The following is a 22,252-nucleotide window of genomic DNA, read 5'->3' as shown; positions in this document are numbered from 1 at the left end:
CTCACCCGAGTCCTCCCAGCTTTTGCCCACAGCGGATGAGACGCACCACGTGCGTAAAATGTTTGCCAGTCAGGGTTAGAAAATCACCCGGCGTACGAGTGCAACCCCGACACCAGGTAGTTGATTCCAAAGAAGTTGAACAGCAGGCAGCCGAAGGCGATCAGCGAGACGACCGCCGCCTTGCGGCCTCGCCAGCCCGCGGTCGCGCGGGCGTGCAGGTAGCCCGCGTACCCGATCCAGGTGATGAACGACCAGGTCTCCTTGGGGTCCCAGCCCCAGTAGCGGCCCCAAGCGGAGTCCGCCCAGATCGCCCCGGCGATGATCGCGAAGGTCCAGATCGGGAACGCGAACATGATCACCCGGTGCGCGGTCGTGTCCAGCGCCTCCATGCTCGGCACACGCGAGAGGATGCCGCCCGGCCGCACCGTGACGAAGGACTTGATCAGGTACAGGGCGGTCGCGACGCCCGCCACCGTGAACGTCCCCGTGGCGGTCACCGCGGCGGTCACGTGGATGGCGATCCAGTACGAGTGCAGGGCCGGCCGGAGCGGACCCGGGTCGTTGTAGAGCCAGATCGTGGCGATGCCGAGCGCGATCACGACGGCGACCATGAGGAACGGGCCCAGCCAGTTGACCTTGTAGCGCCAGAGCATCACGAGGTAGACGGTGACTGCGGCGAACGAGATCGCGGACACGAACTCGTACATGTTGCCCCAGGGCACCCGGTCCGCCGCCATGCCCCGCGTGACGATCTCCGCGCCGTGCAGGCCCCAGCCGACGACGTTCATGAGGATGGCGAACCGGCCCCAGTCGAGCTGGCGCCGCCCGCTCGCGGGCTCGTCTGTCTCCTCGGCCTCGGCCTCGGTGGTCTCGGCGTCGTCGGTCTCGGCGGCCTCGTCGGTCTCCGGTCCGCCCGCCCCGACCAGCACGCGCGGGCGGTCGGCGGGCACCTCGGCGTCGGCCCGGCGCCGCGCGAACGCGAGCTCACCGGCGTACGCGACCATGGTCACGACGTAGACCAGCACGGCACCGAGCATCAGCTGGTTGCTCAGGCTCGCCAGATGGGTGTCGACCATGGTCGTCACTCCTCGTCAGGGGTTGGGGGAGCGGCCTCGCGGAGCCGCTCGGCGATCGCGTCGAACTCGGGCGTGGCGCCACCGAGAGTCAGGCCGCCGACCTCGACCACCGTACGCCCGCCCTCGTCGGCCCGTGCACGGACCCACACCCTGCGGCGCCGTACGAGGAAGGAGGTGACGATGCCGAGGATCGCGACGATGCCGGCGGCGAGCGCGGGCACGCGGCCGGGGTCGTGGTTGACCTGGAGGGTGATGTACTGCCGGTAGCCGTTGAAGGTGATCGAACCGGCGCCGCCGGGCAGGGTCTCGGTGTTGCCGACCGCGAGCGGCTTGACCTTGTTGCCCATCAGCAGCGGCTTGAGCTTGGCCGTGTCGAGCCGGTACACCGACTGCGGGGCGCCGTTGGACAGGCCCAGGTCGCCCTTGAAGGCGAACAGCGCCACCTGGGGGTTCCAGGCCGCCGGGAACGCCGAGGTGACCTTGCCCTGCGCGTCGGGGACGGCGGTGGGCCAGAACAGCCCGATGAAGCCCAGCTGGTCCGGCTGGGCGTCGGGCACCTTGACGACGCCCTCGGAGGCGTACGTCGCCTCGTTCATCGGCAGGAACGGCACCGCGCCCTGGAAGGCGATCTGCCCCTTGCCGTCGCGCACGGTGAACTGCGGCGCGTAGCCGTGGCCGAGCAGGTAGACGCGGGCGCCGTCGATGTTGAGCGGGTGGTTGACCTGCAGGTCGTACGGCCGTACGGACGTCTTCAGGTCCTTCTGGTAGCGGATCTTGGCGGAGAACGCGGTCGGCTGCCCGCGGTCGGGGCCGTCGGGCAGGTAGGCGGCCTTGAACGAGTCGAGCCAGACGGTGAACGGCGGCAGGTGGGAGGACGAGAAGGCCTTCCCGCCCTTGAAGGCGTCGTAGGAGGTCAGCGCGTTCGAGAAGCCCTCGCCCTCGGTGACGATGACGTTGCCCTTGTAGCCGAACGCCGCCCCGGAGCCCACCGCGAACAGCAGCACCAGCAGCGCCAGGTGGAAGACCAGGTTGCCGGTCTCCCTCAGGTACCCCTTCTCGCCCGCGACGTGGTCGTCATGGGAGTCGACGCGGAACCGCCGGTCCTTCAGCACCTTCGCCGCCTCGGCCAGCACCTCGTCCGGCGCCGCCTCGGTCTCGTACGTGGCGGTCTGCGGCAGCCGGGCGAGGTTGCGCGGCGCCTTCGGCGGCCGGGACCGGATGTGCTGGTAGTGCTGCCAGGACCGCGGCAGCACGCAGCCGGCGAGCGAGATGAACAGCAGGATGTAGATCGCCGCGAACCACGGCGCCGAGAAGACGTCGAACAGCGACAGCCGGTTCATCCACGGCGCGAGGGTCTTGTGGTCCTGGAAGAACTGGCTGACCTTCTCGGGCGCCAGCCCGCGCTGGGGCAGGAACGATCCAGGCACCGTGCCGAGCGCGACCAGGAACAGCAGCACGAGGGCCGTACGCATCGAGGTCAGCTGCCGCCATCCCCAGCGCAGCCAGCCGAGCAGGCCGATGCCCACGGGGCGTTCGCGTGGGGCCTGGGGCGAGGTCTGCGCCTCGGGGGCGTCCGTGCTCGTCGTCAATCAGATCACCGTCTTGAAGCCGGATACCCAGCCTTGCATTTTGATCGTCAGGTCGGCCCAGGCACCGGTGACCAGGAGCAGCCCGATCGCGACGAGCATCCCCCCGCCGACGCGCATCACGGCCTGGTAGTGCCGCTTGACGAAGCCGAACGCGCCCAGCGCCCGGCGGTAGGCCAGCGCGGTCAGCAGGAACGGCACGCCCAGCCCCAGACAGTACGCGAAGGACAGCAGCGCTCCGCGCGTGGCGCTCGCCTCGCTGTAGGCCATGGCCTGGACCGCCGCCAGGGTCGGCCCGATGCAGGGCGTCCAGCCGAGCCCGAACAGCATGCCGAGCAGCGGCGCGCCCGCCACACCGGCGGCGGGCAGGCGGCTGGACTTCACCGTGCGCTGCAGGCCCGGGATGAACCCCATGAACGCCAGGCCGAGCACGACCGTGACCGCGCCGAGGACCCGGGTGAGCACGGTCGCGTGCCGCTGGAGCAGCGCGCCGAAGCCGCCGAAGGCCAGCCCGGCGCTGACGAACACCACCGTGAACCCCAGCACGAACAGGCCCACGCCCAGCAACAGCCGCCCACGCCGCTGCGCGGCCAGGTCGGCGCCGGTCATCCCGGTGACGTAGGACAGGTAACCCGGCACCAGCGGCAGCACGCACGGGGACAGGAACGAGACCAGCCCGGCCGCCGCCGCTACGGGGAAGGCCAGGACGAGAGAGCCGCTGGTGACCGTACTCACGTCGCCCGGCTCACTTCTCCGCCGCCAGACGCGTGACGATGTCGCGCAGCGAGGTGTAGGAGACGCTGCCGATGGCGCGGGCCGCGATCTGGCCCTTGCGGTCGACGATGAGCGTGGAGGGCACGGCGTTGGGCGGGATGTCGCGGAACGCCAGCGCGATCTGCCCCGCCTGGTCGAACAGGCTGGGATAAGTGATCTTGTACGTGCGCAGAAACGCCTGGGCGTTGTCCTTGCCGTCCTTGATGTCCACGCCGACGAACTGCACGCCGGAGTCCTTGTTCTCGTCGGAGATCTTCTGCATCGTGGGCGCCTCGGCACGGCAGGGCGCGCACCACGACGCCCAGAAGTTCACCACGACGATCTTGCCGGTGTAGTCGGACAGCTTGAACGGCTTGCCGTCGAGCGTGGTGCCCTGGACCGCGGGCGCGGGCTTGCGGTCCTTGACGATCTCGCTGACGTTGTCGCCGGCGACATAGCGCGAGTCGCCCGCGCCCGCGCCGCTCTGCACGGCCGAGGCACCCGCGCAGCCCGCGAGAACACCGCCGAGGAGGACGACGGCCGGCACGGTGAACACACGTCGGATCACGGTGAGACTCCTACTACTACAGGGCGTAGTACTTATTGTGCCCGAGGGGTCAGGCGCCGGGCACATTGGGGCGCCGCGACAGCGCCCCCGCCGGTTCGGCGTAGTCCACCTTGACGATGCGGCCGTCGTCGTACGTGAAGCTCGTGACGCTGGCCAGACCGCACTGGCGCCGGGCCGGGTGGTGCCACAGCGAGCGGCCCTCGACCTTGCGGCGGGTCACCCAGACGGGCAGTTGGTGACTGACGCAGACCGCTTCGTGCCCTTCGGCCGCGTCGCGCACGTCGGCCATGGCGGCCAGCATGCGCCGGGCGATCTGCTCGTAGGGCTCGCCCCAGGAGGGACGAAAGGGATTCCAGAGGTACGGCCAGTGCTGGGGGCGGCGCAGCGACCCGTCGCCGACCCCGAACGTGTGGCCCTCGAAGTGGTTACCGGCCTCGATCAGCCGCTCGTCGATGCCGACCGGAAGGCGAAGCGTCTCGGCGATCGGCTCCGCGGTCTCCTGCGCGCGCTCCATGGGCGAGGAGCACAGCACGGTGATGTCACGCCCGTCGAGCCACTTGGCGGCCGCCTCGGCCATGAGCCGACCGTCGTCGCTGAGGTGGTAGCCCGGCAGGCGCCCGTACAGCACCCCTTCGGGGTTGTACACCTCACCGTGGCGCAGCAGATGGACGATCGTCTTCATGGCGCGCCCCACACTACCGGCCGGCGGGCGCTCACGGACCAGCCGGGTGGCGCGCCTTGGTGAAGTCTTCCTGACCCCGCCGCCCACCTTTGGAAACCGCGAGCCGGCGGGTTCCGCACGGGCCTCTCAGGCCGCCGGGTCCTCGGCGGTGGTGCCGACCAGCGCCGGGGCGCAGGCGCGGAGGGCGGAGACCGCGGCTCGGATGGCCGGGCGGCGGGCGGCCTCGGCGCGCCAGATCGCGTACACGTGCCGGGTCAGGGCCGGCCGGACAGGGATGATCCGGACGCCCGCGGGGACGTCGCAGCGGCCCAGGCGGGGAAGGACGGCGACGCCGAGTCCGGCCTCGACCAGCGCCAGCTGGGTCGCGTACTCGTCGGCGGTGTGGTCGATGCGGGGTTCGAGGTCCACCGAGCGCAGCGTGTGGACCAGCCAGTCGCGGCAGATGGCGCCCGGGGACTGGGCGATCCAGGAGTCCTCGTGCAGATCACCGAGATCGATCACCGAACGCGCGGCGAACGGGTGGTCGCCGGGCAGTGCCACGTCCGCGACGTCGTCGACGACCGCCGCCTTGAGCAGCCCGTCCGGAATGGCGAGCGGCACGTTGAACCAGTCCTGCACGACCGCCAGGTCGACCTCGCCGCGGACGACCAGCGGCACGGCCGAGTGGGGTTCCTGCTCGCGCAGGCACACGCGCAGGCGCGGGTGTTCGCGGCCCAGCGCGCGCAGCGTCGGCGGCAGCAGGCCGCGCGCGGCCGTGGGGAACGCCGCCACGGCCAGCTCTCCGACCACCTGTCCGCGCTGGGCCTCCAGGTCCGACTCGGCCGCCTCGACCATCGCGAGGATGCGCTCCGCGTGCGCCGCCAGCAGCTCGGCGGCGTCGGTCAGGCGCACGCCGCGCCCGTAGCGTTCGAGCAGTTTCTGTCCGGTCTCCCGTTCGAGCTTGGCGACCTGCTGGGAGACGGCGGAGGTCGTGACGTGCAGGACGTCGGCGGCGGCGCTCACCGACCCGTACGTGGCAACCGCGCTGAGAGCGCGCAGACGGTCGAGATCGAGCATGAAGCAATACTACATATATGTCTTAATAAATAGTCGCTTGTCCTAAATATTGGTCGGGCGCAGCATCGGCCTTATGAAACCTCGCCACGTCGCGGTCGCGGTGCTGATCGCGGTGATCTGGGGCGTCAACTTCGTCGTCATCGACGTCGGGCTCGCCTCGCTGCCGCCGTTGCTCTTCGCCGGTCTGCGGTTCGTCGCCGCCGCCTTCCCCGCCGTCCTGTTCGTCCGGCGCCCGGCGATCCCCTGGCGCTGGTTCGTCCTCGTCGGGCTGCCGTTGGGAGTCGGGCAGTTCGGGCTGCTGTTCATCGGCATGCACATGGGAATGCCGGCCGGCCTGTCCTCACTGGTACTCCAGATGCAGGCCCTGTTCACCGCGCTGCTCGCGGCCGTGATGCTGCGTGAGCGCCCGCGCCGGACGCAGGTGGCCGGCATGGTCGTCGCCTTCGCCGGGATCGGGCTGATCGGCCTGTCGCTCGGCCAGGGCAGCCCGCTTCTCGCGTTCGTGCTGTGCGTCGTGGCGGCCGGCATGTGGGGGCTCGCCAACATCGGCCTGCGCACGGCCGGTCCGCCGGACGCGTTGGCGTTCATGGTCTGGGTCAGCCTCGTGCCGCCCCTCCCCCTGCTGGGCCTGTCCCTGATCTTCGAGGGGCCACGCGCGGACGCGCACGCGCTCGCCCACCTCTCTCTCGGTGCCCTGGGCTCGCTGTTCTACATCGCCTACATCTCGACGCTGGTCGGCTTCGGGCTCTGGGGCCGGTTGATGCGCCGGTACGACGCCGGGCAGGTCGCGATGTACTCCCTGCTCGTGCCGCCGTTCGGCATGTCCTCGGCGGCGCTGTTCCTGGGCGAGCGGATCACCGTCACGGACATGGTCGCGGCCGTGCTCATCGTCGGCGGCGTGGCGCTCGGCAGCGTCCGGCGCCGCCGCGTCGGAGGCCCGGAGAACGTCCCGCAGCCGGTGGGCGTCCGATGAACGGCGTGCACGTGCCGCTCGTCACCCCGTTCACCGACGACGGGGCGGTCGACGTGCCCTCGCTGGAACGGCTCGCGCACCACATCCTCGACCACGGCGCGGCCGGCCTGGTCGCACTGGGCACGACCGGCGAGGCGCCGATGCTGACCGAGGCCGAATGCCGCACCGTCGTCGAGGTCTGCCGCCGGGTCAGCGACGCGTACGGCACACCGCTGACCGTCGGCGCGGGAACGGCCGGCACGGACGACTCCGTACGCCAGGCGAAGGAACGCGCCGAGGCGGCCGACCTGCTCCTCGCGGTCGTGCCGTACTACCTGCGTCCCACCGACGAGGGCGTGGTCGAGCACTTCGCCGCGGTCGGCGCCGCGACCGGCGTCCCGCTCGTCGTCTACAACGTCCCGTACCGCACCGGGAAGACGCTGCGTGCCGAGACCCTGCTCGCGCTGCTGGCCGCCGATCACGTCGCGGGCGTCAAGCACTGCCCCGGATCCGTGGACGCCGACACACTGACCCTGCTGGCCGGCAGCCGCGACGTGCTGTGCGGCGACGACGCCTTCCTGTACCCGATGCTCGCGCTGGGCGCGGCCGGCGGGATCGCGGCGTCCGGGAACGTCGCCCCGGCCGCGTTCGCCGCGATGATCTCGGCCGTACGCGCCGGGGACGCCGAGCGGGGGCGTTCGCTGCACCGTTCGCTGCTGCCGCTGACCCGCGCGCTGTTCGCCGAGCCGTCGCCGAGTGTCATCAAGGCGGTGCTGGCCCGGCAGGGCCTGATCGCCCGCCCGGCCGTACGGGCGCCGCTGCGTGCTCCGGCCGCCGACTCGCTCGACGCGGCGATGGACGCGCTGGCCGCGTTGGACGCAGGATGGACCCTATGAAGATCGGATTCGGCGCCCCGGTCGCGGGCGCATGGGCCGGCCCGGACAACCTCGGTTACTTCGCCGGCCGGGCCGAGGAACTCGGGTACCACGAGCTGTGGTCGTTCCACCGCCTGCTGACGCCGGCCGACAAGGACGCGATGGCGCCGGTCTACCGCAGCGTTCTGGACCCGCTCGGCGCGCTGACCTTCGCCGCCGCCCGTTCCTCCCGGATCCGGCTCGGCGTCGCCGTGCTGAACCTTCCGTTCGTGTCGCCGGCCTATCTCGCCAAGCAGGCGGCCACGCTGGACGTCCTGTCCGGTGGACGGTTCGACCTGGGCCTGGGCACCGGCTGGCAGCGCGAGGAGTTCATCGCCAGCGGCGCGTCGATGGAACGCCGTGGCGCCCGCGCCGAGGAGTACGTGGCCGCGCTGCACACGCTCTGGGCGGACGAGGTCAGCTCGTACGAAGGCGAGTTCTACACGATCCCGCCGAGCCGGATGGCCCCCAAGCCGGTGCAGCGGCCGGGCCCGCCGGTGCTCCTCGGCGGCACCGTCGAAGCCGCCCTGAAACGCGCCGGGCGCCTCGGCGCGGGCTGGATCAGCCGCAGCGCCACCGACCTGACCAGGATCCACGAGCAGATCGCCGTCGTACGGAACGCCGCCGCGGAGGCCGGCCGGGACCCGGACTCCGTGCGCGTCGTGGTCCGCGGCGTCGTACGAGCCGGCGAGGAACAGCGGGACGAGGCGGGCGGACGCGTCCGCCTGACCGGCACGTACGAGCAGATCCGCGAGGACGTCGAATGGCTCGGTGAGCAGGGCGTCACCGAACTGTTCTACGACCTCAACTGGGACCCGCTCGTCGGCAATCCGGACATCGCTCCCGAGTCGGCCACGGCACGCGCCAAGGAGATCCTCGAGGCCCTCGCCCCCTGAGCCCCGGATCTCAGTCGTCCATGGCGCCGATCTCGCCCGTCAGTTCCCTGGCTCCGGCGTTGAGCCTGGTGTACAGCTCAACGAACAACGCGAGCGCCTCCTCGTCGTAGTCGCGGGGGGACGAACAGGACGCGACCGACGCACGGTGCGTGGGGCTCATCCGTACCGCCGTCGAGGTGAGCGATCTCGCCGTCACCGTCCCCGATCGCGCCACCACCGGCGGTGGCACTGAACGGCGGCGCCGGGCCACGGCTCCTCGACTTACACGACGCCGAGCGACGGCCGCTCGCCGACGCCTACGCCGAACAGCAGTACGCGAACATGATCCAGCGCCACGCGCCCGGCCTGCGAGACGAGTCCGTGGCCGAGCCCTTGGACCCGGCCACCCTGCTGTTCGGCCGCGCCTTCGTGCTGCTGAGCGAAGGCACGGCGTGGCAGGAGGCGGGCCGAACGGCGGCCGGGCGGCTCGGCGTCGGGCTGGACGGCTTCCGCATCGGCCCCGACGGGGATCTCCAGGCCCCGAAGGACGCCTGGCCGGCCGCCTACGGCCTCACCCCGTCGGGCGGGGTACTCGTGCGCCCGGACGGCGTCATCGCCTACCGAGGCCGGGACTTAAGCCGACGCGACCGGTCTGGAAGCCGCACTGCGTACGGTGCTGTGCCGGGCGTAGAAACCACCGGCCTCACACTCAGGCCTCGGCGGCGGCGCGGGCCGCGTGGGGCAGGGCCTCGGCGACGCGTTCCAGTGCCGCGTCGTCGTGCGCGGCCGACAGGAACCACGCTTCGTACGACGACGGGGGCAGGTGGACGCCGTGCTCCAGCGCGGCGTGGAAGAACGCCGCGTACCGCTTGACGTCCTGGCGCTGGGCGGCGGCGAAGTCGCGCACCTCGCCGTCGGCGAAGAAGATCGAGAACAGGTTGCCCGCGGTCTGGAGCCGGTGTGGCACGCCCTCCTTGGCCAGCGCGGCGGTCGCGAGGGCCGCCACCGTCTCCGCCGCGTGGCCGACGCGGGCGTAGACCTCGTCGGTCGCGCCGCGCAGCGTGGCCAGGCCGGCGGCCGTGGCCAGCGGGTTACCCGACAGCGTGCCGGCCTGGTACACCGGGCCGGCCGGGGCCAGCTTCGCCATGATGTCGGCCCGGCCGCCGAACGCCGCCGCGGGCAGTCCGCCGCCCATGACCTTCCCGAACGTCACCAGGTCGCCGGCCACACCGTCGATGCCGTACCAGCCCGACCGCGACACGCGGAAGCCGGTCAGCACCTCGTCCATGATCAGCAGCGCGCCGTACTGCGCGCAGATGGCCTTGAGCCGCAGGTTGAAGTCGTCGAGCGGCGGCACGATGCCCATGTTCGCCGGGCAGGCCTCGGTGATGACGCAGGCGATCTCGTCGCCGTTCGCGGCGAAGGCCTCCTCGACCGCGGGCAGGTCGTTGTAGCCGAGCACGATGGTGTCCGCGGTCGCCGCGCCGGTGACGCCCGGCGAGTCGGGCAGGCCGAACGTCGCCACGCCTGAGCCGGCCGAGGCCAGCAGGCCGTCGGAGTGGCCGTGGTAACAGCCGGAGAACTTCACGATCTTGGATCGGCCGGTGAAGCCGCGTGCCAGCCGGATCGCCGACATGGTGGCCTCGGTGCCCGAGCTCACGAGCCGGACCTGCTCGACCGGCGTCCGCTCGACGATCTCTTCGGCCAGCTCGACCTCGCCCCGGGTGGGCGCGCCGTACGACGTGCCGAGCGCGGCGGCGCGCTGCACGGCCTCCACCACGGCCGGGTGCGCGTGGCCGAGGATCATCGGCCCCCACGAGCAGATGAGGTCGACGTACTCGTTGCCGTCGGCGTCGGTGAGGTACGGCCCGCGAGCGGACGCGATGAAGCGCGGCGTCCCGCCGACGGCACGGAAGGCGCGCACCGGCGAGTTGACGCCGCCCGGCACGACCGCGCCCGCCCGCGTGAAGAGTTCCTGCGAAATCCGGTCCGAAGTCACGCCGTCGAGTCTTCCAGACCGGATTCCGGCGCCTGACGGGACCCGCCCGGCGGCCCAGGCGGCTCCCGGCGTTACTCGCAGACGTCCGCGAGGATCTCCAGAACGCGCAGGGGATCGGGCAGCGCGGCGTTCTCGGGGAAGGCCACCCAGCTCACCTCGCGGCCGAACGGCAGCGTCGACGGCGGCGCCACGACGTAGCTGTCACGGCAGTGCCAGCGCATGCCCGGGGTGGCCTCGACGCTCTCGGGCACGGTGTCGAGGTGGCAGGACCACCACTCGTCCTCGTCCTCCGGCGCTCCCCTGGTCGCGACGAAGAACAGGTAGCGCTCGTCGCCCATCGCCGCGACCGGCCCGACCGGCGCCTGGTCGCGCTCCATGCGGGCCAGCGCGAGCCGCCCGGCCTCCGCGGGCACGTCGAAGACGTCGAAGACCCGGCCGGTCGGCAGGATGATGTTCGCCTCGGGCGCGGCGTTCCACCACTGGCCGACGCGGTCGGTGTCGACCGTGGCCTGCAGCTTCCATACCTGCGACGCCGGATGAGCGCCCGGCGACGGGCAGCCGATCCGGTCGCACGAGCAGGCGCGCGTCCGGTCGGTGGCCGGCTGCGCGCCGGGACAACAGGGCCAGCCGAGGGCCGCGTACTGCTGGGCCGCGGCCCCCATGTGCACTTTTTGTCGCTTCCCCGACTGTTTGCCGGAATTCCTGCCACCAGATCGCGCGACGGACTTCTTGACGGATGTGTCCAACATCGCTCCCCCTCCACCCTCTTACCTTCGATGATGACCTGCCGGGGTTCGGGGGATCGCGACAACCCCGGGATAGCCGCGAACACGTGACCTCAACGTCGTGCCGCATAGCCGGTTGAGAGCGGCGTGATAGAGCCGCGCGGAAGGATGAGAGGACGCGATGGGCTCGGGTCGTCACGGAGGCCGACCCGGCCTCTCAGCGGCTGACGACCCGGTGATGCGGCGTACGCCCGGCGACCGTCAGCGCCGGATGAGCGATCGGGCGACCTCGGTGGCCCAGTAGGTCAGGATGATGTCCGCGCCGGCGCGGCGGATCGAGGTCAGCGTCTCGTCGATGATCCGCCCACGATCGATCCAGCCCTGGGCCGCGGCCGCCTCGATCATGGCGTACTCGCCGCTGACCTGGTACGCCGCGACCGGAACGCGGACCGACTCGCGGACCCGGTGGATGATGTCGAGGTAGGTCATGGCGGGCTTGACCATGACCATGTCGGCGCCCTCGTCGAGGTCGAGCAACACCTCGCGCAGGGACTCCTCGGCGTTGGCGGGGTCCTGCTGGTACGCCGCGCGGTCACCGAACTGCGGCGCGCACTCGGCCGCCTCGCGGAACGGGCCGTAGAAGGCCGAGGCGTACTTCGCGGCGTACGCCATGATCGACACGCCGGAGTAGCCGGCCTTGTCCAGGGCGGCGCGGATCGCCCCGACCTGCCCGTCCATCATGCCGCTGGGCGCGACGACCTCCGCGCCCGCCGCGGCCTGCGCCTCGGCGATCGAGGCGTACCGCTCCAGCGTCGCGTCGTTGTCCACCTCGCCGGAGGAGGTGAGGATGCCGCAGTGCCCGTGGTCGGTGTACTCGTCGAGGCACAGGTCGGCCATCACCACGGTCGCGTCGCCGACCTCCGAGGACAGGTCGCGCAGGGCCTTCTGCACGATGCCCGCCGGGTCGTCCGCGCCCGAGCCCCGGCCGTCCTTGACCGCCGGGATGCCGAACAGGATCAGCCCTCCGACCCCGGCCTCCGCCGCGTCGTGTGCGGCCTTGCGCAGGGTGTCCCGCGTGTGCTGCACCACGCCCGGCATCGAGCCGATCGGCAGCGGCTCGGTGATTCCCTCCTTGACGAACAGCGGCTGTACGAGGTCGCTCGGCCGTACCTGGGTCTCGGCGACCAGCCGGCGCATGGCGGGGGTACGGCGAAGCCGTCGGGGACGTACGACGGGGAACTGCGCGGACACTGCGACCTTCTCTCGAGCGGCTACTTTCGGCGACGCGCTCCGCGCCGCATCTCACTGGGCTTGCGCAACGGGTCGCCGGCCTCGACCTGGGCGGCCCGGCGCTTGGCACCGTACTCCGCCAGGGCCTCGGCGAGGGCGCTGGCCGACGGTTTGTCCGCGGTCACGTCGACGCGCAGGCCGTACTCCTCCGCCGTCTTGGCCGTCTGCGGGCCGATCACGGCGATGACGGTCACGTTGTGCGGCTTGCCGGCGATGCCGATGAGGTTGCGGACCGTCGAGGAGGAGGTGAACAGCACGGCGTCGAACCCGCCGCCCTTGATCGACTCGCGGATCGGCTGCGGCGGCGGCGCGGCGCGTACGGTGCGGTAGGCCGTGACGTCGTCGCACTCCCAGCCCAGCTCGGTCAGGCCGGCCACGAGCGTCTCGGTGGCGATGTCGGCGCGCGGCAGCAGCACCCGGTTGATCGGGTCCAGGTCCTTGTCGTACGGCGGCCAGACCTCCAGGAGCCCCTCGGAGGACTGCTGACTACCCGGCATCAGGTCCGGCCGGATGCCGAACTCCACCAGCGACGCCGCGGTCTGCTCGCCGACCGCCGCGACCTTGAGGCCGGCGAACGCGCGGGCGTCCAGGCCGTACTGCTCGAACCGCTCGCGTACGGCGCGCACGGCGTTGGCCGAGGTGAACACGACCCACTCGTAACGCCCGGTGACGAGCCCCTTGACGGCACGTTCCATTTGTTGCGGAGTGCGCGGCGGCTCGACGGAGATCGTCGGCACCTCCTCGGGCACCGCGCCGTACGAGCGGAGCTGCTCCGACAGCGAGGCGGCCTGCTCCTTGGTCCGCGGCACGAGCACCCGCCAGCCGAACAGCGGTTTGGTCTCGAACCAGGACAGCTTGTCGCGCCAGCCGACGACGTCGCCGACCACGATCAGGGCGGGCTCGTCGAGGTTCTTGGCGGCGGAGGCGACGCGGGCGAGCGTGGAGGCGACGGTGTACTGCTCGGTCGTGGTGCCCATGGAGGTGACCGCGACCGGCGTGGTGTCGGACCGGCCGGCGGCGATCAGGCCCTTGGCCACCTCGCCGATGGTGTTCTCCGCGCCGAGGATGACCAGGGTCGCGGCGCCGGAGTAGGCGGTCCAGTCGACGCCGCCCTCCTGCGCGTCGACGACGGTGACGTCGCGGTGCTTGCCGTCGGTCAGCGGGATGCCGGTGTAGGCGGGCACACCGGTGATCGCCGAGATTCCGGGCACGATCTCGAACGGGACGTTCGCCCGGACGCAGGCCTTGGCCTCATCGGCCAGCACCGACCCGACGCCCGGATCGCCGAGGAAGATCCGTGCCACCAGGCCGGCCGACCGGGCCAGGGTGACCGGGTTCACCGTGCCGGGCTCGACGATCTCCGCGGCCGGGTTGAAGTACTCGCGGAACAGCGAGGCCGTCGCCTCGTGCACCACGATGACGTCGGCCGCGCCGAGCAGTCGCGTGGCCCGCAGCGTTAGTAGCTCCGGGTCTCCCGGGCCGACACCGACAAAGGCCACTCTGCCCGGCTCCCCGGCCGGCCTCCTGCCGGTACGGGATGCGCCGCTCGCGGCGGCCGGGCTCTTGCTCGCGGGGCTCAAGATGTGCGCTCCCCCATCAACTGGTCGGCCCCCTTGGCGATCATCCGGGCCGCGAGGTCGCGTCCCAGCCGCTCGGCCAGGTCAGGGTGGCCGCTTTCGGACAATCGGACCTGTCGTTCACCGTCGTACCCGGTGACGACTCCGATCAGATGCAACAGTGTTCGGTCTTCCACAGCAGCGTATGCGCCCACCGGGGCGGAACAGCCCCCCTCGAGCGCCGCGAGCAGGGCGCGCTCGGCGGCGACCGCCGCGCGGCTCGCGTAATCGTCGAGGGTCGCCAGGATCTCCAGCAGATCGGTCCGGTCGGCCCGGCACTCGACCGCCAGGGCGCCCTGGCCGGGCGACGGCAGCATCTGGGCCGGGTCGAAGATCTCCGACACGGCGTCCAGCCGGTTGATCCTCGTCAGGCCGGCGTAGGCGAGCACGACCGCGTCGCACTCTCCGGTGGTCACCTTGCGCAGGCGTGTGTCGGCGTTGCCGCGGATCGGCACGACCTTCAGGTCGTGCCGGAGGGCGCGCAACTGCGCCATGCGGCGCGGTGCCCCGGTGCCGATCCGCGCGCCACGCGGCAGGTCGGCCAGCTTGGCCTCGCCGCAGAGGGCGTCGCGAGGGTCGTCACGGGGCGGTACGGCGGCCAGGGCGATGCCCTCGGCGGGCGCCGTCGGCAGGTCCTTCAGGGAGTGGACGGCGAAGTCGACCTCGCCGTCGAGCACCTTCTGGCGCAGCGCGCTGACGAACACGCCGGTGCCGCCCATCTGCGCCACGTCGGCCGTGGAGACGTCGCCCTCGGTCGTGACGCCCACGAGCGCGACCTCATGGCCGGTGCGCGCGGTCAGGGCGTCGGCGACCAGACCCGACTGCGTCATCGCCATCAGGCTGCGGCGCGTCCCCAAGGTGAGCTTCATAGGACGTCCTCCGCCCGGATCACGGCCTCCGGCGTCTTGGGGTCGAGATCGAAGAGCTCGCGCAGGGCCTCGGTGTAGGTGTCGCCGCCCGGGGAGGCGGCCAGTTCTTTGACGCGTACGGTCGGCGCGTGCAGCAGCTTGTCGACGACGCGACGCACGGTCTGGGCGATCTCCTCACGCGCCTTGTCGTCCAGGCCCGGCAGGCGCCCGCCCAGCCGGCCCAGCTCGGCGTCGACCACCTCGGCCGCCTTGCTGCGCAGCGCCACCACGGTCGGCGCGACGGTCGCCGCGATCAGTCCGAGCTGGAACGCCTGGACCTCCTCGCAGACGATCCGGCGTACCGCCTCGATGTCGCCCGCGGCCGGGGCGTCGTCGGCGTCGCGCAGGTCGCTCAGGGCGACGAGGGTGACCCCCGGCAGGTCGCGTACGGCCGGGTCCACGTCGTGCGGCAACGCCAGGTCCAGCAGGAACGCCGGTCCGTCGATCATGTCCGGGGTGATCACCAGGCCGGTGGCGCCCGTGCAGGAGACGACGATGTCGGCCTCGGCCATCGCCTGCCGCAGGTCGGAGAGCTCGATCGCCCGCGCCGGCACGTCGGCCGAACGCGCCAGGTGCGCGCCGCGCTCGTAGGTGCGGTTCGCGATGACGATCTCGCCGATGCCCCCGCGGGCGAGGGTGGCGACCGCCAGGCCGCTCATCGACCCGGCGCCCACGACGAGCGCACGCCGGCCCTCGAGTGAACCGGCCCGGCTCAGTCCCACGCTGACCAGGGAGGCGCCGGCCCGGTCGATGCCGGTCTCGTTGCGCGCCCGCTTGCCCACCCGCAGCGCCTGCTGCACGAGCTCGTTGAGGGCCCGGTCGACGGTGTCGTTCGCCTGGGCGACCTTGAGCGCGGTGCGCAGCTGACCGAGGATCTGACCCTCGCCGACGACCATCGAGTCGAGCCCGCAGGCCACGGAGAATATGTGCTGGACCGCGCGTTCTTCGTAGTGGACGTAAAGGTGCTTGGACAGCTCTTCCAGCGGCACGTCTGAGTGGCGCGAGAGCAGCTCGGAGATCGAGGAGACACCGGCGTGGAACTTCTCGACGTCGGCGTACACCTCGATCCGGTTGCACGTCGAGACGACGACGGCACCGTCCACGTTCGTGACCTGCTGCACGTCGTGCAGGAGCTTGTCCAGCCGGTCACCGCTGACCGCGGCCCGCTCCAGCAGCGTCACGGGGGCGCTGCGGTGACTCAACCCGACGACGAGGATGCTGCTCATGAATCCTCCTCGACCGTCCGGTGCGCTCCGGCGGGCCGTGCGTTAGCGGTTGCTGACGTGCTGGTACGGCTCATTGGCCCTCTACCGCCTCGAGATACTCCTCTTCCACGCCGCTCGGGCCACCGGCCTTGCGCTGTTCGTGGAACGCGAGGATCTGTAGCTCAATCGACAGGTCGACCTTACGCACATCGACACCGTCGGGTACAGAAAGCACGACAGGGGCGAAATTGAGAATGCTCGTCACTCCCGACGCCACCACTCTGTCGCACACCGGCTGCGCCGCGGCCGCGGGGACGGCCAGGACGGCGATGGATATCCCATTGTCCTTGATGACCGTCTCAAGATCGTCGATGTGCTCGACGGTCAGGTCGGCGATCACCTCTCCGACGATCCCCGGCTGGGCGTCCAGCAGCGCCGCCATGCGAAACCCGCGCGAGGCGAAGCCACCGTACCCGGCCAGGGCACGGCCCAGGTTACCGAGGCCGACGATGGCGACCGCCCAGTCCTGGGTCAGGCCGAGCTCGCGGGAGATCTGGTAGACGAGGTACTCCACCTCGTACCCGACACCGCGCGTGCCGTAGGAACCCAGGTGGGACAGGTCCTTGCGAAGCTTGGCGGAGTTGACGCCGGCGGCGGCGGCCAGCTCTTCGGAGGAGACGGTGGCGACACCGCGTTCGGCCAGGACGTGCAGCGCGCGAAGGTAGACCGGAAGCCGGGCCACGGTCGCCTCTGGGATGCCGCGGTTCCGTTCACCGAGGGTGGATCGACGGGTCACAGGCCTGCTTTTCCGGGGTTCGACACGCGGCCGATCCCGTATGGTGCCTGCGCCACACGGCGAACGAACCGCCTGGACTTTCTCCAGATTAAGCCCTTGTGAACACGCGCACAAAGTCGGAGACCGAGCGTACGGACGCCGGAGAGGTCGTACTGGGTGCGGATTGCCCAGCTCACGGGGGTCTCGCGACGAACCCCCGCACCTTCGGAGTCACCCCCGCCACGTGTGACGATGTGACCGAACAGACATCCACCAGGCCGAATCCGGCCACCGCGGTCAGTCCGCGAGGGCCGCACGCAGCCGGCGCTCGTCCACCCGCCAGAAGTCGTGCTGGACCCCGTCGACGAACGTCACCGGGATCTGGTCCCAGTAGAGCCGGGTGTCCTCCTCGGACGCGGTGATGTCGCGTTCTTCCCAGGCGACGCCGAGTTCGCCGGCGACCTTCGCGATCACCGCCCGGGCGTCGTCACACAGGTGACAGCCGGGCTTGCCGAGCAGGAGAATGCGCGCGTCATCGGCCATGACGCCAGCGTACGGTCCACGACGAACCGCCCGCCCCGCCCTCCGGGCCAACGCCCGATCCCCGCCGGTACCGCCACGCCCGCCGGTACCGCCGGGCCGCCGCCAGGTCCGCCCGGGCCACCGCGCCCGGCAGGCCCCGCCCGGTCCACCGGGGCAACCGCGCATGTGCCCGCGTTATCGGCCGCGGGGCCAACGTACGGGTCGCGACGGACCGCCCGACCCGCCCTCCGGGCCACCGCCCGGGCCCCCGTTTCTCCCGCCGGGTCCGCCGCGCCCGGCGGGGCCGCCCCGTCCGCCGGGGCCGCCACTGCGGCCGCCGGGACCACCACCGCGGCCTCCGGGACCGCCGCGCCCGCCGGGCGTGCCCTGCCCGCCGAAGCCGCCCTGTCCACCGGCCCCTCCCGGGCCGCCCTGTCCTCGTCCTCCCTGTCCTCCGGGTCCGCCCGGTCCCCCGGGACCCCCGGGACCGCCGCGGCCACGGCCGCTCGGGCCACCGCGCCCGGTGGGCGCTCCCGACCCGCCGGGTCCGCCGGAGCCGGCCGGAATCGCCGGAGCGGCCGGGCCCGCCGGGCCGGCCTGCCCGGCGGCTCCGGCGAGAGCGGCGAGGCTGCCCGCGCTGACGGTCAGTTCCAGGACGTTGGTGCCGCTGACGTGCGCCCGTGCCTCGCGGGCGAACCGCTGGACGTGGGGCTGGCGGGTGTGCGCCTCGACCGCGTTCGCGTCGCGGAAGAGCTGGTAGAACAGCCGCTGGCTCGGCGAGTTGTCCACGGTGTGGCAGGCGTAGACGAGGGTGCCCGGCTCGGTCTGGCGTACCGCGTGGGCGACCTCGGCCGCGAGCCGGTCGAAGGCGTCCGCGTGGCCTTCGATGAGCGTGTAGATCATGATCCGGCCGTACTGGCCGATGCCGGGCGGGGCCTGGGGCGCGCGTCCCGGCGGGGCGAAGGACGGCTGCCCCTCGCGCCGGGGCCGTGCGTACCCGCCCGTGTCATAGCCGCCCCTGTCATAACCGCCGGTGTCGTATCCGCCGGTGTCATAGCCACCCGTGTCATAACCGTTGTCATAACCGGCGTCATAACCCGAGTCATAACCGCCCGTGTCATAACCGCCGGTGTCATAACCGCCGGTGTCATAGCCCTCCGCGTCATAACCGGCCTGCTGGCGTCGCCTGCCGCGACGCCGCCCGGTGTTGTACTGCCCGTCGTCGTAGGGCTGCTGGTGGCGCGACATTTCCTCGTACGGCTCCGGTTCTTCGTCGTCGGGGTCGGGTGGGCCGCCCGGGAGCCGGGTGGCGCCGAACCACACAAGGGCGGCGGATCCGCCGAGCGCCAGCGGCGCCAGTGGTCCGGGCAGGTAACTGCGCATCGCGGCGACCGTGAGCACCCCGGCGAGCGCGACCATGGCGAGGGTCGGCATGATCACGGCCGCCTGTCGGTCGCGTCTGTTGCCGCGCACCGCGGTGACCGCGACACACGAGACCAGGGAGACGACGGCGAACAGGTGCGCTCCGTCGAGCACCAGGCCGGGCAGCGATGAGTAGTGGCCGGACACCTTCGGCATGCTCTTGCCGAAGGTGCCGATGATCGGGTCGAGCAGGATGATGACGACGGCGACGATCACGTACGACGCCGCGATGAGCCGCGCGGCGAACCGCGCCTGTACCGTTCGCGCGATCAGTTCGACGACGCCCAGCGCCAGGGTCAGCGGAGCGATCAGCGACCCGAACAGCTCCGTGCACCGCAGCAGCGCCGGCCCGAAGCCCGCCGCGTAGCCGATGGTCATCGCGGCGAGCGCGATCCCGAGGGCAACGAGGGTGCCGCACCACGCGAACAGGTACACACGCCGGTCTGGCAGGGTGCGCGAAACGAGCAACCCGGCGCCTCCGAGGGCCGCAAGGGTCGCCAGCAGCGCCAGAGCGACGTTGACCATCGCCCCCAATGGTGCCCGATCACACGGCTGCGCGGGTAACGAAGAGCTACGGCATAAGCGCAAAGAGCGGATAAAGGCCGTTGTTTTCCTCAGGCACCACCATTGCCAGCTTACTCACCAGTATCTAGCATGTTCCGACACGCCCCGTGGTCGCGCCGTTCCCGAGGAGCACTGCATGCGCAGCCTTACCCTCGATCCCCCTGCGCGCCACGGCCCCGAAACCTCCGACGACCTGCGCGACATCGTCCTCCGGGCTCGCGCCGGCGACCCCGAGGCGTTCGGCGTGCTGTACGACCGGTACGCCGACGTGATCTACCGCTTCGTCTACTACCGCGTGGGCGGCCACGCCCTCGCGGAGGACCTGACGAGCGAGACGTTCCTGCGGGCGCTCCGGCGCATCAACCTGTTCACCTGGCAGGGCAAGGATTTCGGCGCGTGGCTCGTGACGATCGCCCGCAACCTCGTGCTGGACCACTTCAAGTCGAGCCGTTACCGCCTCGAGGTCTGCACGGCCGACCCCCTGGAGCCCGACCGCTGGGAGGAGGGCCCCGAACGCGCGGTGCTCGACTCCTTCACGCACCGCGCGCTGTTCTCGGCCGTACGGGAACTGGGCAACGAGCAGCGCGAGTGTGTGGTCCTGCGCTTCCTGCACGGCCTGTCGGTCGCCGAGACCGCCGAGATCATGGGCAAGAACACCGGCGCGATCAAGGCGTTGCAGTACCGCGCGACCAGGTCCCTGGCCCGCCTCTTTCCCGCCGATATCCGGTGAGATGACACGGAGGTCGGCTACCTCCAGCCATGATTACATTCGGTGACGACCCGCGACGCGCCGCGTACGGGGTTGCCGAATCACCGCGCACGGCCGCTGGTTAGTCTCATCTGCATGCGTCGACTGTGGCCATGGACCGATGACGACGAAGTAGCCGACGAGCTAGCGGGCGAGGCCGCGGCCGCGGCCGCCTCGCCCGAGACCGAGCCGGTCGTCCCCGACCCGAACGCCGCCGCGTTCTTCGACGTCGACAACACCCTGATCCGGGGCGCGTCGATCTACCACTTCGCCCGGGGCCTGGCGGCGCGGAAGCTGTTCACCTTCCGCGACCTGGCGATGTTCGCGCTCGGCCAGGTCTCCTTTCGCGTACGCGGCGCGGAGAACGCCGAGCACATCTCCACGGCGCGCGAGGCGGCCCTGGCGTTCGTCGCCGGGCGGAGCGTGGAGGAGCTCGTCAGCCTCTGCGAGGAGATCTACGACGACAAGATGGCCGACCGCATCTGGCACGGCACGCGGTCACTCGCTCTCAAGCACCTCGACGCGGGCCAGCAGGTGTGGCTGGTCACCGCGACCCCGGTCGAGCTGGCCCGGATCATCTCCCACCGCCTGGGCCTGACCGGCGCGCTCGGCACGGTCGCCGAGACCGAGAACGGCGTCTACACCGGCCGCCTGGTCGGGCACCTGCTGCACGGTCCGGCCAAGGCGGGCGCCGTACGCGCGCTGGCCCGCAAGGAGGGCCTGGACCTGTCCCGCTGCTCGGCCTACAGCGACTCCTACAACGACCTGCCGATGCTCACCACGGTCGGCCACCCCCACGCGGTCAACCCGGACGGCGACCTGCGCGACCACGCACGCGAACACGGCTGGCCGATCCACGACTTCCGCACCGGCCGCAAGGTCACCATGGTCGCCCTCCCGGCCGCGGCCGGCACCGGCGCGCTGGTCGGCGGCGTCGCGGCCGGCGTGGCCCTCCGCCGCCACCACCGCGGCCGCTGACCACCGAGGGCACCCCTCGCATCGGGACGCCCTCGGAACGGCGGTCAGCTCCGCGCGATGAGACGGAGCATGCCCTCGGGGTAGCGCGCGCCCGAGACCGGCAGTTCCAGCTCGGACAGCTCCGCGCCGGTCAGCTTGATGTCGGCCGCCGCCAGGTTCTCCTCCAGGCGCTTACGGCTCTTGGTGCCCGGGATCGGCGCCACGTCGTCGCCCTGGGCGAGCAGCCACGCCAGCGCGAGCTGCGCCGCCGTCACGCCCTTGCGTTCGGCCATCGCGCGTACGGCCTCGGCCGCCTTCATGTTCACGTCGAAGTTGGCGCCCTGGAAACGCGGGTCGTTGCGACGGTAGTCGTCGGCCGGGTAGTCCTCCGCGCGCCGGACGTCGCCGGTGAGGAATCCGCGGCCCAGCGGGGAGTACGGGACCAGCCCGATGCCCAGCTCCCGCAGCGTCGGCAGGATCTCCTCCTCCAGGCCCCGTTCCCACAGGGAGTACTCGGTCTGCAGCGCCGACACGGGGAAGACCGCGTGCGCCCGCCGGATGATGCTCGCGGACGCCTCGGACAGCCCGAAGTACCGCACCTTCCCGGCCGCGACCAGCTCGCCGACCGCGCCGGCGACGTCCTCGATCGGGACCTCCGGGTCGACCCGGTGCTGGTAGAGCAGGTCGATGTGGTCGGTGCCGAGCCGTTCGAGCTGCTGGTCGGCCACCTCGCGGATGTGCTCGGGCCGGCTGTTCGGGCCGAGCCGCTCACCGTCGGGGGCGTACTCCCAGCCGAACTTGGTCGCGATCACGACCTCGTCGCGGCGCCCCTTCAGCGCGCGGCCGAGCAGCCTCTCGTTGGTCCACGGTCCGTACGCCTCGGCGGTGTCGAAGAAGTCGCAGCCGAGCTCGATCGCGCGGTGGATCGTGGCGATGGACTCGTCGTCGTCGGGCGCGCCGTACGCCCAGCTCATGCCCATGCACCCCAGGCCGAGTGCCGAGGTGCGCAGGCCCTGTCGTCCCAGTGCTCTCTTTTCCATGCGCACCAGGCTGCCCCTT

Annotated in this window: 22 protein-coding genes; 5 read left to right on the top strand and 17 right to left on the bottom strand. The window is 71.6% G+C overall.

The genetic code is table 11. The features are described 5' to 3' along the window. Positions 1-83 precede the first annotated feature (83 nt). The 6 genes from ccsB to QSK37_RS40655 all read right to left on the bottom strand — a co-directional run bounded on the left by ccsB (position 84) and on the right by QSK37_RS40655 (position 5,721). Positions 84-1,076, bottom strand: a complete 993-nt coding sequence (gene ccsB, locus QSK37_RS40680; protein ID WP_285632046.1) for a c-type cytochrome biogenesis protein CcsB — start codon at positions 1,074-1,076, stop codon at positions 84-86. A gap of 5 nt (positions 1,077-1,081) precedes the next feature. Next, complete coding sequence (gene resB / locus QSK37_RS40675) at positions 1,082-2,665, bottom strand: cytochrome c biogenesis protein ResB (RefSeq protein WP_285632043.1); 1,584 nt, start codon at positions 2,663-2,665, stop codon at positions 1,082-1,084. Beyond that, a complete protein-coding gene (locus tag QSK37_RS40670) occupies positions 2,666-3,397 on the bottom strand; it encodes a cytochrome c biogenesis CcdA family protein (RefSeq protein WP_285632040.1) in 732 nt (243 codons plus the stop codon). Positions 3,398-3,407: 10 nt separating this feature from the next. Further along, the gene (locus QSK37_RS40665) at positions 3,408-3,983 is read right to left on the bottom strand and encodes a TlpA family protein disulfide reductase (protein ID WP_285632037.1); all 576 of its coding nucleotides are present in this window, start codon (positions 3,981-3,983) and stop codon (positions 3,408-3,410) included. 49 nt (positions 3,984-4,032) lie between these two features. Next, complete coding sequence (locus QSK37_RS40660) at positions 4,033-4,665, bottom strand: histidine phosphatase family protein (RefSeq protein ID WP_285632034.1); 633 nt, start codon at positions 4,663-4,665, stop codon at positions 4,033-4,035. Between the two features lie 126 nt (positions 4,666-4,791). After that, complete coding sequence (locus QSK37_RS40655; RefSeq protein ID WP_285632031.1) at positions 4,792-5,721, bottom strand: LysR family transcriptional regulator; 930 nt, start codon at positions 5,719-5,721, stop codon at positions 4,792-4,794. A 73-nt stretch (positions 5,722-5,794) separates the two neighbouring features. Here QSK37_RS40655 and QSK37_RS40650 point away from each other — a divergent pair, with 73 nt between their 5' ends. From QSK37_RS40650 to QSK37_RS40640, 3 genes are read left to right on the top strand one after another with little or no spacing between them, the layout of a single operon-like run. Further along, positions 5,795-6,694, top strand: a complete 900-nt coding sequence (locus QSK37_RS40650; RefSeq protein ID WP_285632029.1) for an EamA family transporter — start codon at positions 5,795-5,797, stop codon at positions 6,692-6,694. Beyond that, positions 6,691-7,569, top strand: a complete 879-nt coding sequence (dapA, locus tag QSK37_RS40645; protein ID WP_285632019.1) for a 4-hydroxy-tetrahydrodipicolinate synthase — start codon at positions 6,691-6,693, stop codon at positions 7,567-7,569. The genes QSK37_RS40650 and dapA overlap by 4 nt, the downstream gene beginning before the upstream one ends. Continuing rightward, a complete protein-coding gene (locus QSK37_RS40640; protein WP_285632017.1) occupies positions 7,566-8,483 on the top strand; it encodes a TIGR03619 family F420-dependent LLM class oxidoreductase in 918 nt (305 codons plus the stop codon). The genes dapA and QSK37_RS40640 overlap by 4 nt, the downstream gene beginning before the upstream one ends. Before the next feature lie 10 nt (positions 8,484-8,493). Here QSK37_RS40640 and QSK37_RS40635 read toward each other — a convergent pair whose 3' ends face one another. The 10 genes from QSK37_RS40635 to QSK37_RS40590 form a co-directional block, all read right to left on the bottom strand. Continuing rightward, the gene (locus tag QSK37_RS40635) at positions 8,494-8,679 is read right to left on the bottom strand and encodes a hypothetical protein (protein WP_285632015.1); all 186 of its coding nucleotides are present in this window, start codon (positions 8,677-8,679) and stop codon (positions 8,494-8,496) included. Between the two features lie 492 nt (positions 8,680-9,171). After that, positions 9,172-10,461 carry a glutamate-1-semialdehyde 2,1-aminomutase gene (gene hemL, locus QSK37_RS40630; RefSeq protein ID WP_285632014.1) on the bottom strand — a complete coding sequence of 430 codons (1,290 nt, stop codon included), beginning with the start codon at positions 10,459-10,461 and terminating at the stop codon, positions 9,172-9,174. A gap of 71 nt (positions 10,462-10,532) precedes the next feature. Further along, positions 10,533-11,123 (bottom strand): bifunctional DNA primase/polymerase, encoded by a 591-nt coding sequence (locus QSK37_RS40625; RefSeq protein WP_285632010.1) that lies wholly within the window; start codon positions 11,121-11,123, stop codon positions 10,533-10,535. A 324-nt stretch (positions 11,124-11,447) separates the two neighbouring features. Continuing rightward, positions 11,448-12,437 (bottom strand): porphobilinogen synthase, encoded by a 990-nt coding sequence (gene hemB, locus QSK37_RS40620; RefSeq protein ID WP_285632009.1) that lies wholly within the window; start codon positions 12,435-12,437, stop codon positions 11,448-11,450. A gap of 20 nt (positions 12,438-12,457) precedes the next feature. Further along, a complete protein-coding gene (locus QSK37_RS40615) occupies positions 12,458-13,975 on the bottom strand; it encodes a bifunctional uroporphyrinogen-III C-methyltransferase/uroporphyrinogen-III synthase (protein WP_285578422.1) in 1,518 nt (505 codons plus the stop codon). Positions 13,976-14,052: 77 nt separating this feature from the next. After that, positions 14,053-14,961, bottom strand: a complete 909-nt coding sequence (hemC, locus tag QSK37_RS40610; RefSeq protein WP_285632008.1) for a hydroxymethylbilane synthase — start codon at positions 14,959-14,961, stop codon at positions 14,053-14,055. Then, positions 14,958-16,226, bottom strand: a complete 1,269-nt coding sequence (locus QSK37_RS40605; RefSeq protein WP_285631998.1) for a glutamyl-tRNA reductase — start codon at positions 16,224-16,226, stop codon at positions 14,958-14,960. Before QSK37_RS40605 ends, hemC begins: the two co-directional genes overlap by 4 nt. Positions 16,227-16,296: 70 nt before the next feature. Then, on the bottom strand, positions 16,297-17,001 hold the full coding sequence (locus QSK37_RS40600) for a redox-sensing transcriptional repressor Rex (RefSeq protein WP_285578360.1): 705 nt from the start codon (positions 16,999-17,001) through the stop codon (positions 16,297-16,299). Positions 17,002-17,277: 276 nt separating this feature from the next. Continuing rightward, positions 17,278-17,523: a glutaredoxin family protein gene (locus tag QSK37_RS40595; RefSeq protein WP_285631995.1), complete on the bottom strand. Its 246-nt coding sequence runs from the start codon at positions 17,521-17,523 to the stop codon at positions 17,278-17,280. Positions 17,524-17,697: 174 nt separating this feature from the next. After that, positions 17,698-19,449, bottom strand: coding sequence for a putative quinol monooxygenase (locus tag QSK37_RS40590; RefSeq protein ID WP_285631992.1), 1,752 nt, complete (start codon positions 19,447-19,449; stop codon positions 17,698-17,700). 175 nt (positions 19,450-19,624) lie between these two features. On the opposite strand from QSK37_RS40590, the gene QSK37_RS40585 reads away from it, so the two are divergent. Next, positions 19,625-20,218 carry a sigma-70 family RNA polymerase sigma factor gene (locus QSK37_RS40585; RefSeq protein ID WP_285578357.1) on the top strand — a complete coding sequence of 198 codons (594 nt, stop codon included), beginning with the start codon at positions 19,625-19,627 and terminating at the stop codon, positions 20,216-20,218. Between the two features lie 114 nt (positions 20,219-20,332). Continuing rightward, positions 20,333-21,214 (top strand): HAD family hydrolase, encoded by an 882-nt coding sequence (locus tag QSK37_RS40580; protein ID WP_285631989.1) that lies wholly within the window; start codon positions 20,333-20,335, stop codon positions 21,212-21,214. 44 nt (positions 21,215-21,258) lie between these two features. On the opposite strand, the gene QSK37_RS40575 is transcribed toward QSK37_RS40580, so the two are convergent. Next, entirely contained in the window at positions 21,259-22,233 is a 975-nt protein-coding gene (locus tag QSK37_RS40575) for an aldo/keto reductase (protein WP_285631986.1), read from the bottom strand. Positions 22,234-22,252: the final 19 nt, after the last annotated feature.

Origin of the sequence: Actinoallomurus iriomotensis (assembly GCF_030269445.1) — a bacterium.
Lineage (GTDB): Bacteria > Actinomycetota > Actinomycetes > Streptosporangiales > Streptosporangiaceae > Actinoallomurus > Actinoallomurus iriomotensis.
This window is presented reverse-complemented; position numbering and strand designations above follow the sequence as displayed.

Coding starts and splice junctions, on each gene's coding strand:
- QSK37_RS40625 (WP_285632010.1), bottom strand. CDS start 11,123: ATGGGGGCCGCGGCCCAGCAGTACGCGGCCCTCGGCTGGCCCTGTTGT.
- QSK37_RS40605 (WP_285631998.1), bottom strand. CDS start 16,226: ATGAGCAGCATCCTCGTCGTCGGGTTGAGTCACCGCAGCGCCCCCGTG.
- QSK37_RS40650 (WP_285632029.1), top strand. CDS start 5,795: ATGAAACCTCGCCACGTCGCGGTCGCGGTGCTGATCGCGGTGATCTGG.
- QSK37_RS40575 (WP_285631986.1), bottom strand. CDS start 22,233: ATGGAAAAGAGAGCACTGGGACGACAGGGCCTGCGCACCTCGGCACTC.
- hemC (WP_285632008.1), bottom strand. CDS start 14,961: ATGAAGCTCACCTTGGGGACGCGCCGCAGCCTGATGGCGATGACGCAG.
- QSK37_RS40590 (WP_285631992.1), bottom strand. CDS start 19,449: ATGGTCAACGTCGCTCTGGCGCTGCTGGCGACCCTTGCGGCCCTCGGA.
- QSK37_RS40580 (WP_285631989.1), top strand. CDS start 20,333: ATGCGTCGACTGTGGCCATGGACCGATGACGACGAAGTAGCCGACGAG.
- QSK37_RS40660 (WP_285632034.1), bottom strand. CDS start 4,665: ATGAAGACGATCGTCCATCTGCTGCGCCACGGTGAGGTGTACAACCCC.
- QSK37_RS40585 (WP_285578357.1), top strand. CDS start 19,625: ATGCGCAGCCTTACCCTCGATCCCCCTGCGCGCCACGGCCCCGAAACC.
- ccsB (WP_285632046.1), bottom strand. CDS start 1,076: ATGGTCGACACCCATCTGGCGAGCCTGAGCAACCAGCTGATGCTCGGT.
- dapA (WP_285632019.1), top strand. CDS start 6,691: ATGAACGGCGTGCACGTGCCGCTCGTCACCCCGTTCACCGACGACGGG.
- QSK37_RS40595 (WP_285631995.1), bottom strand. CDS start 17,523: ATGGCCGATGACGCGCGCATTCTCCTGCTCGGCAAGCCCGGCTGTCAC.
- QSK37_RS40655 (WP_285632031.1), bottom strand. CDS start 5,721: ATGCTCGATCTCGACCGTCTGCGCGCTCTCAGCGCGGTTGCCACGTAC.
- QSK37_RS40640 (WP_285632017.1), top strand. CDS start 7,566: ATGAAGATCGGATTCGGCGCCCCGGTCGCGGGCGCATGGGCCGGCCCG.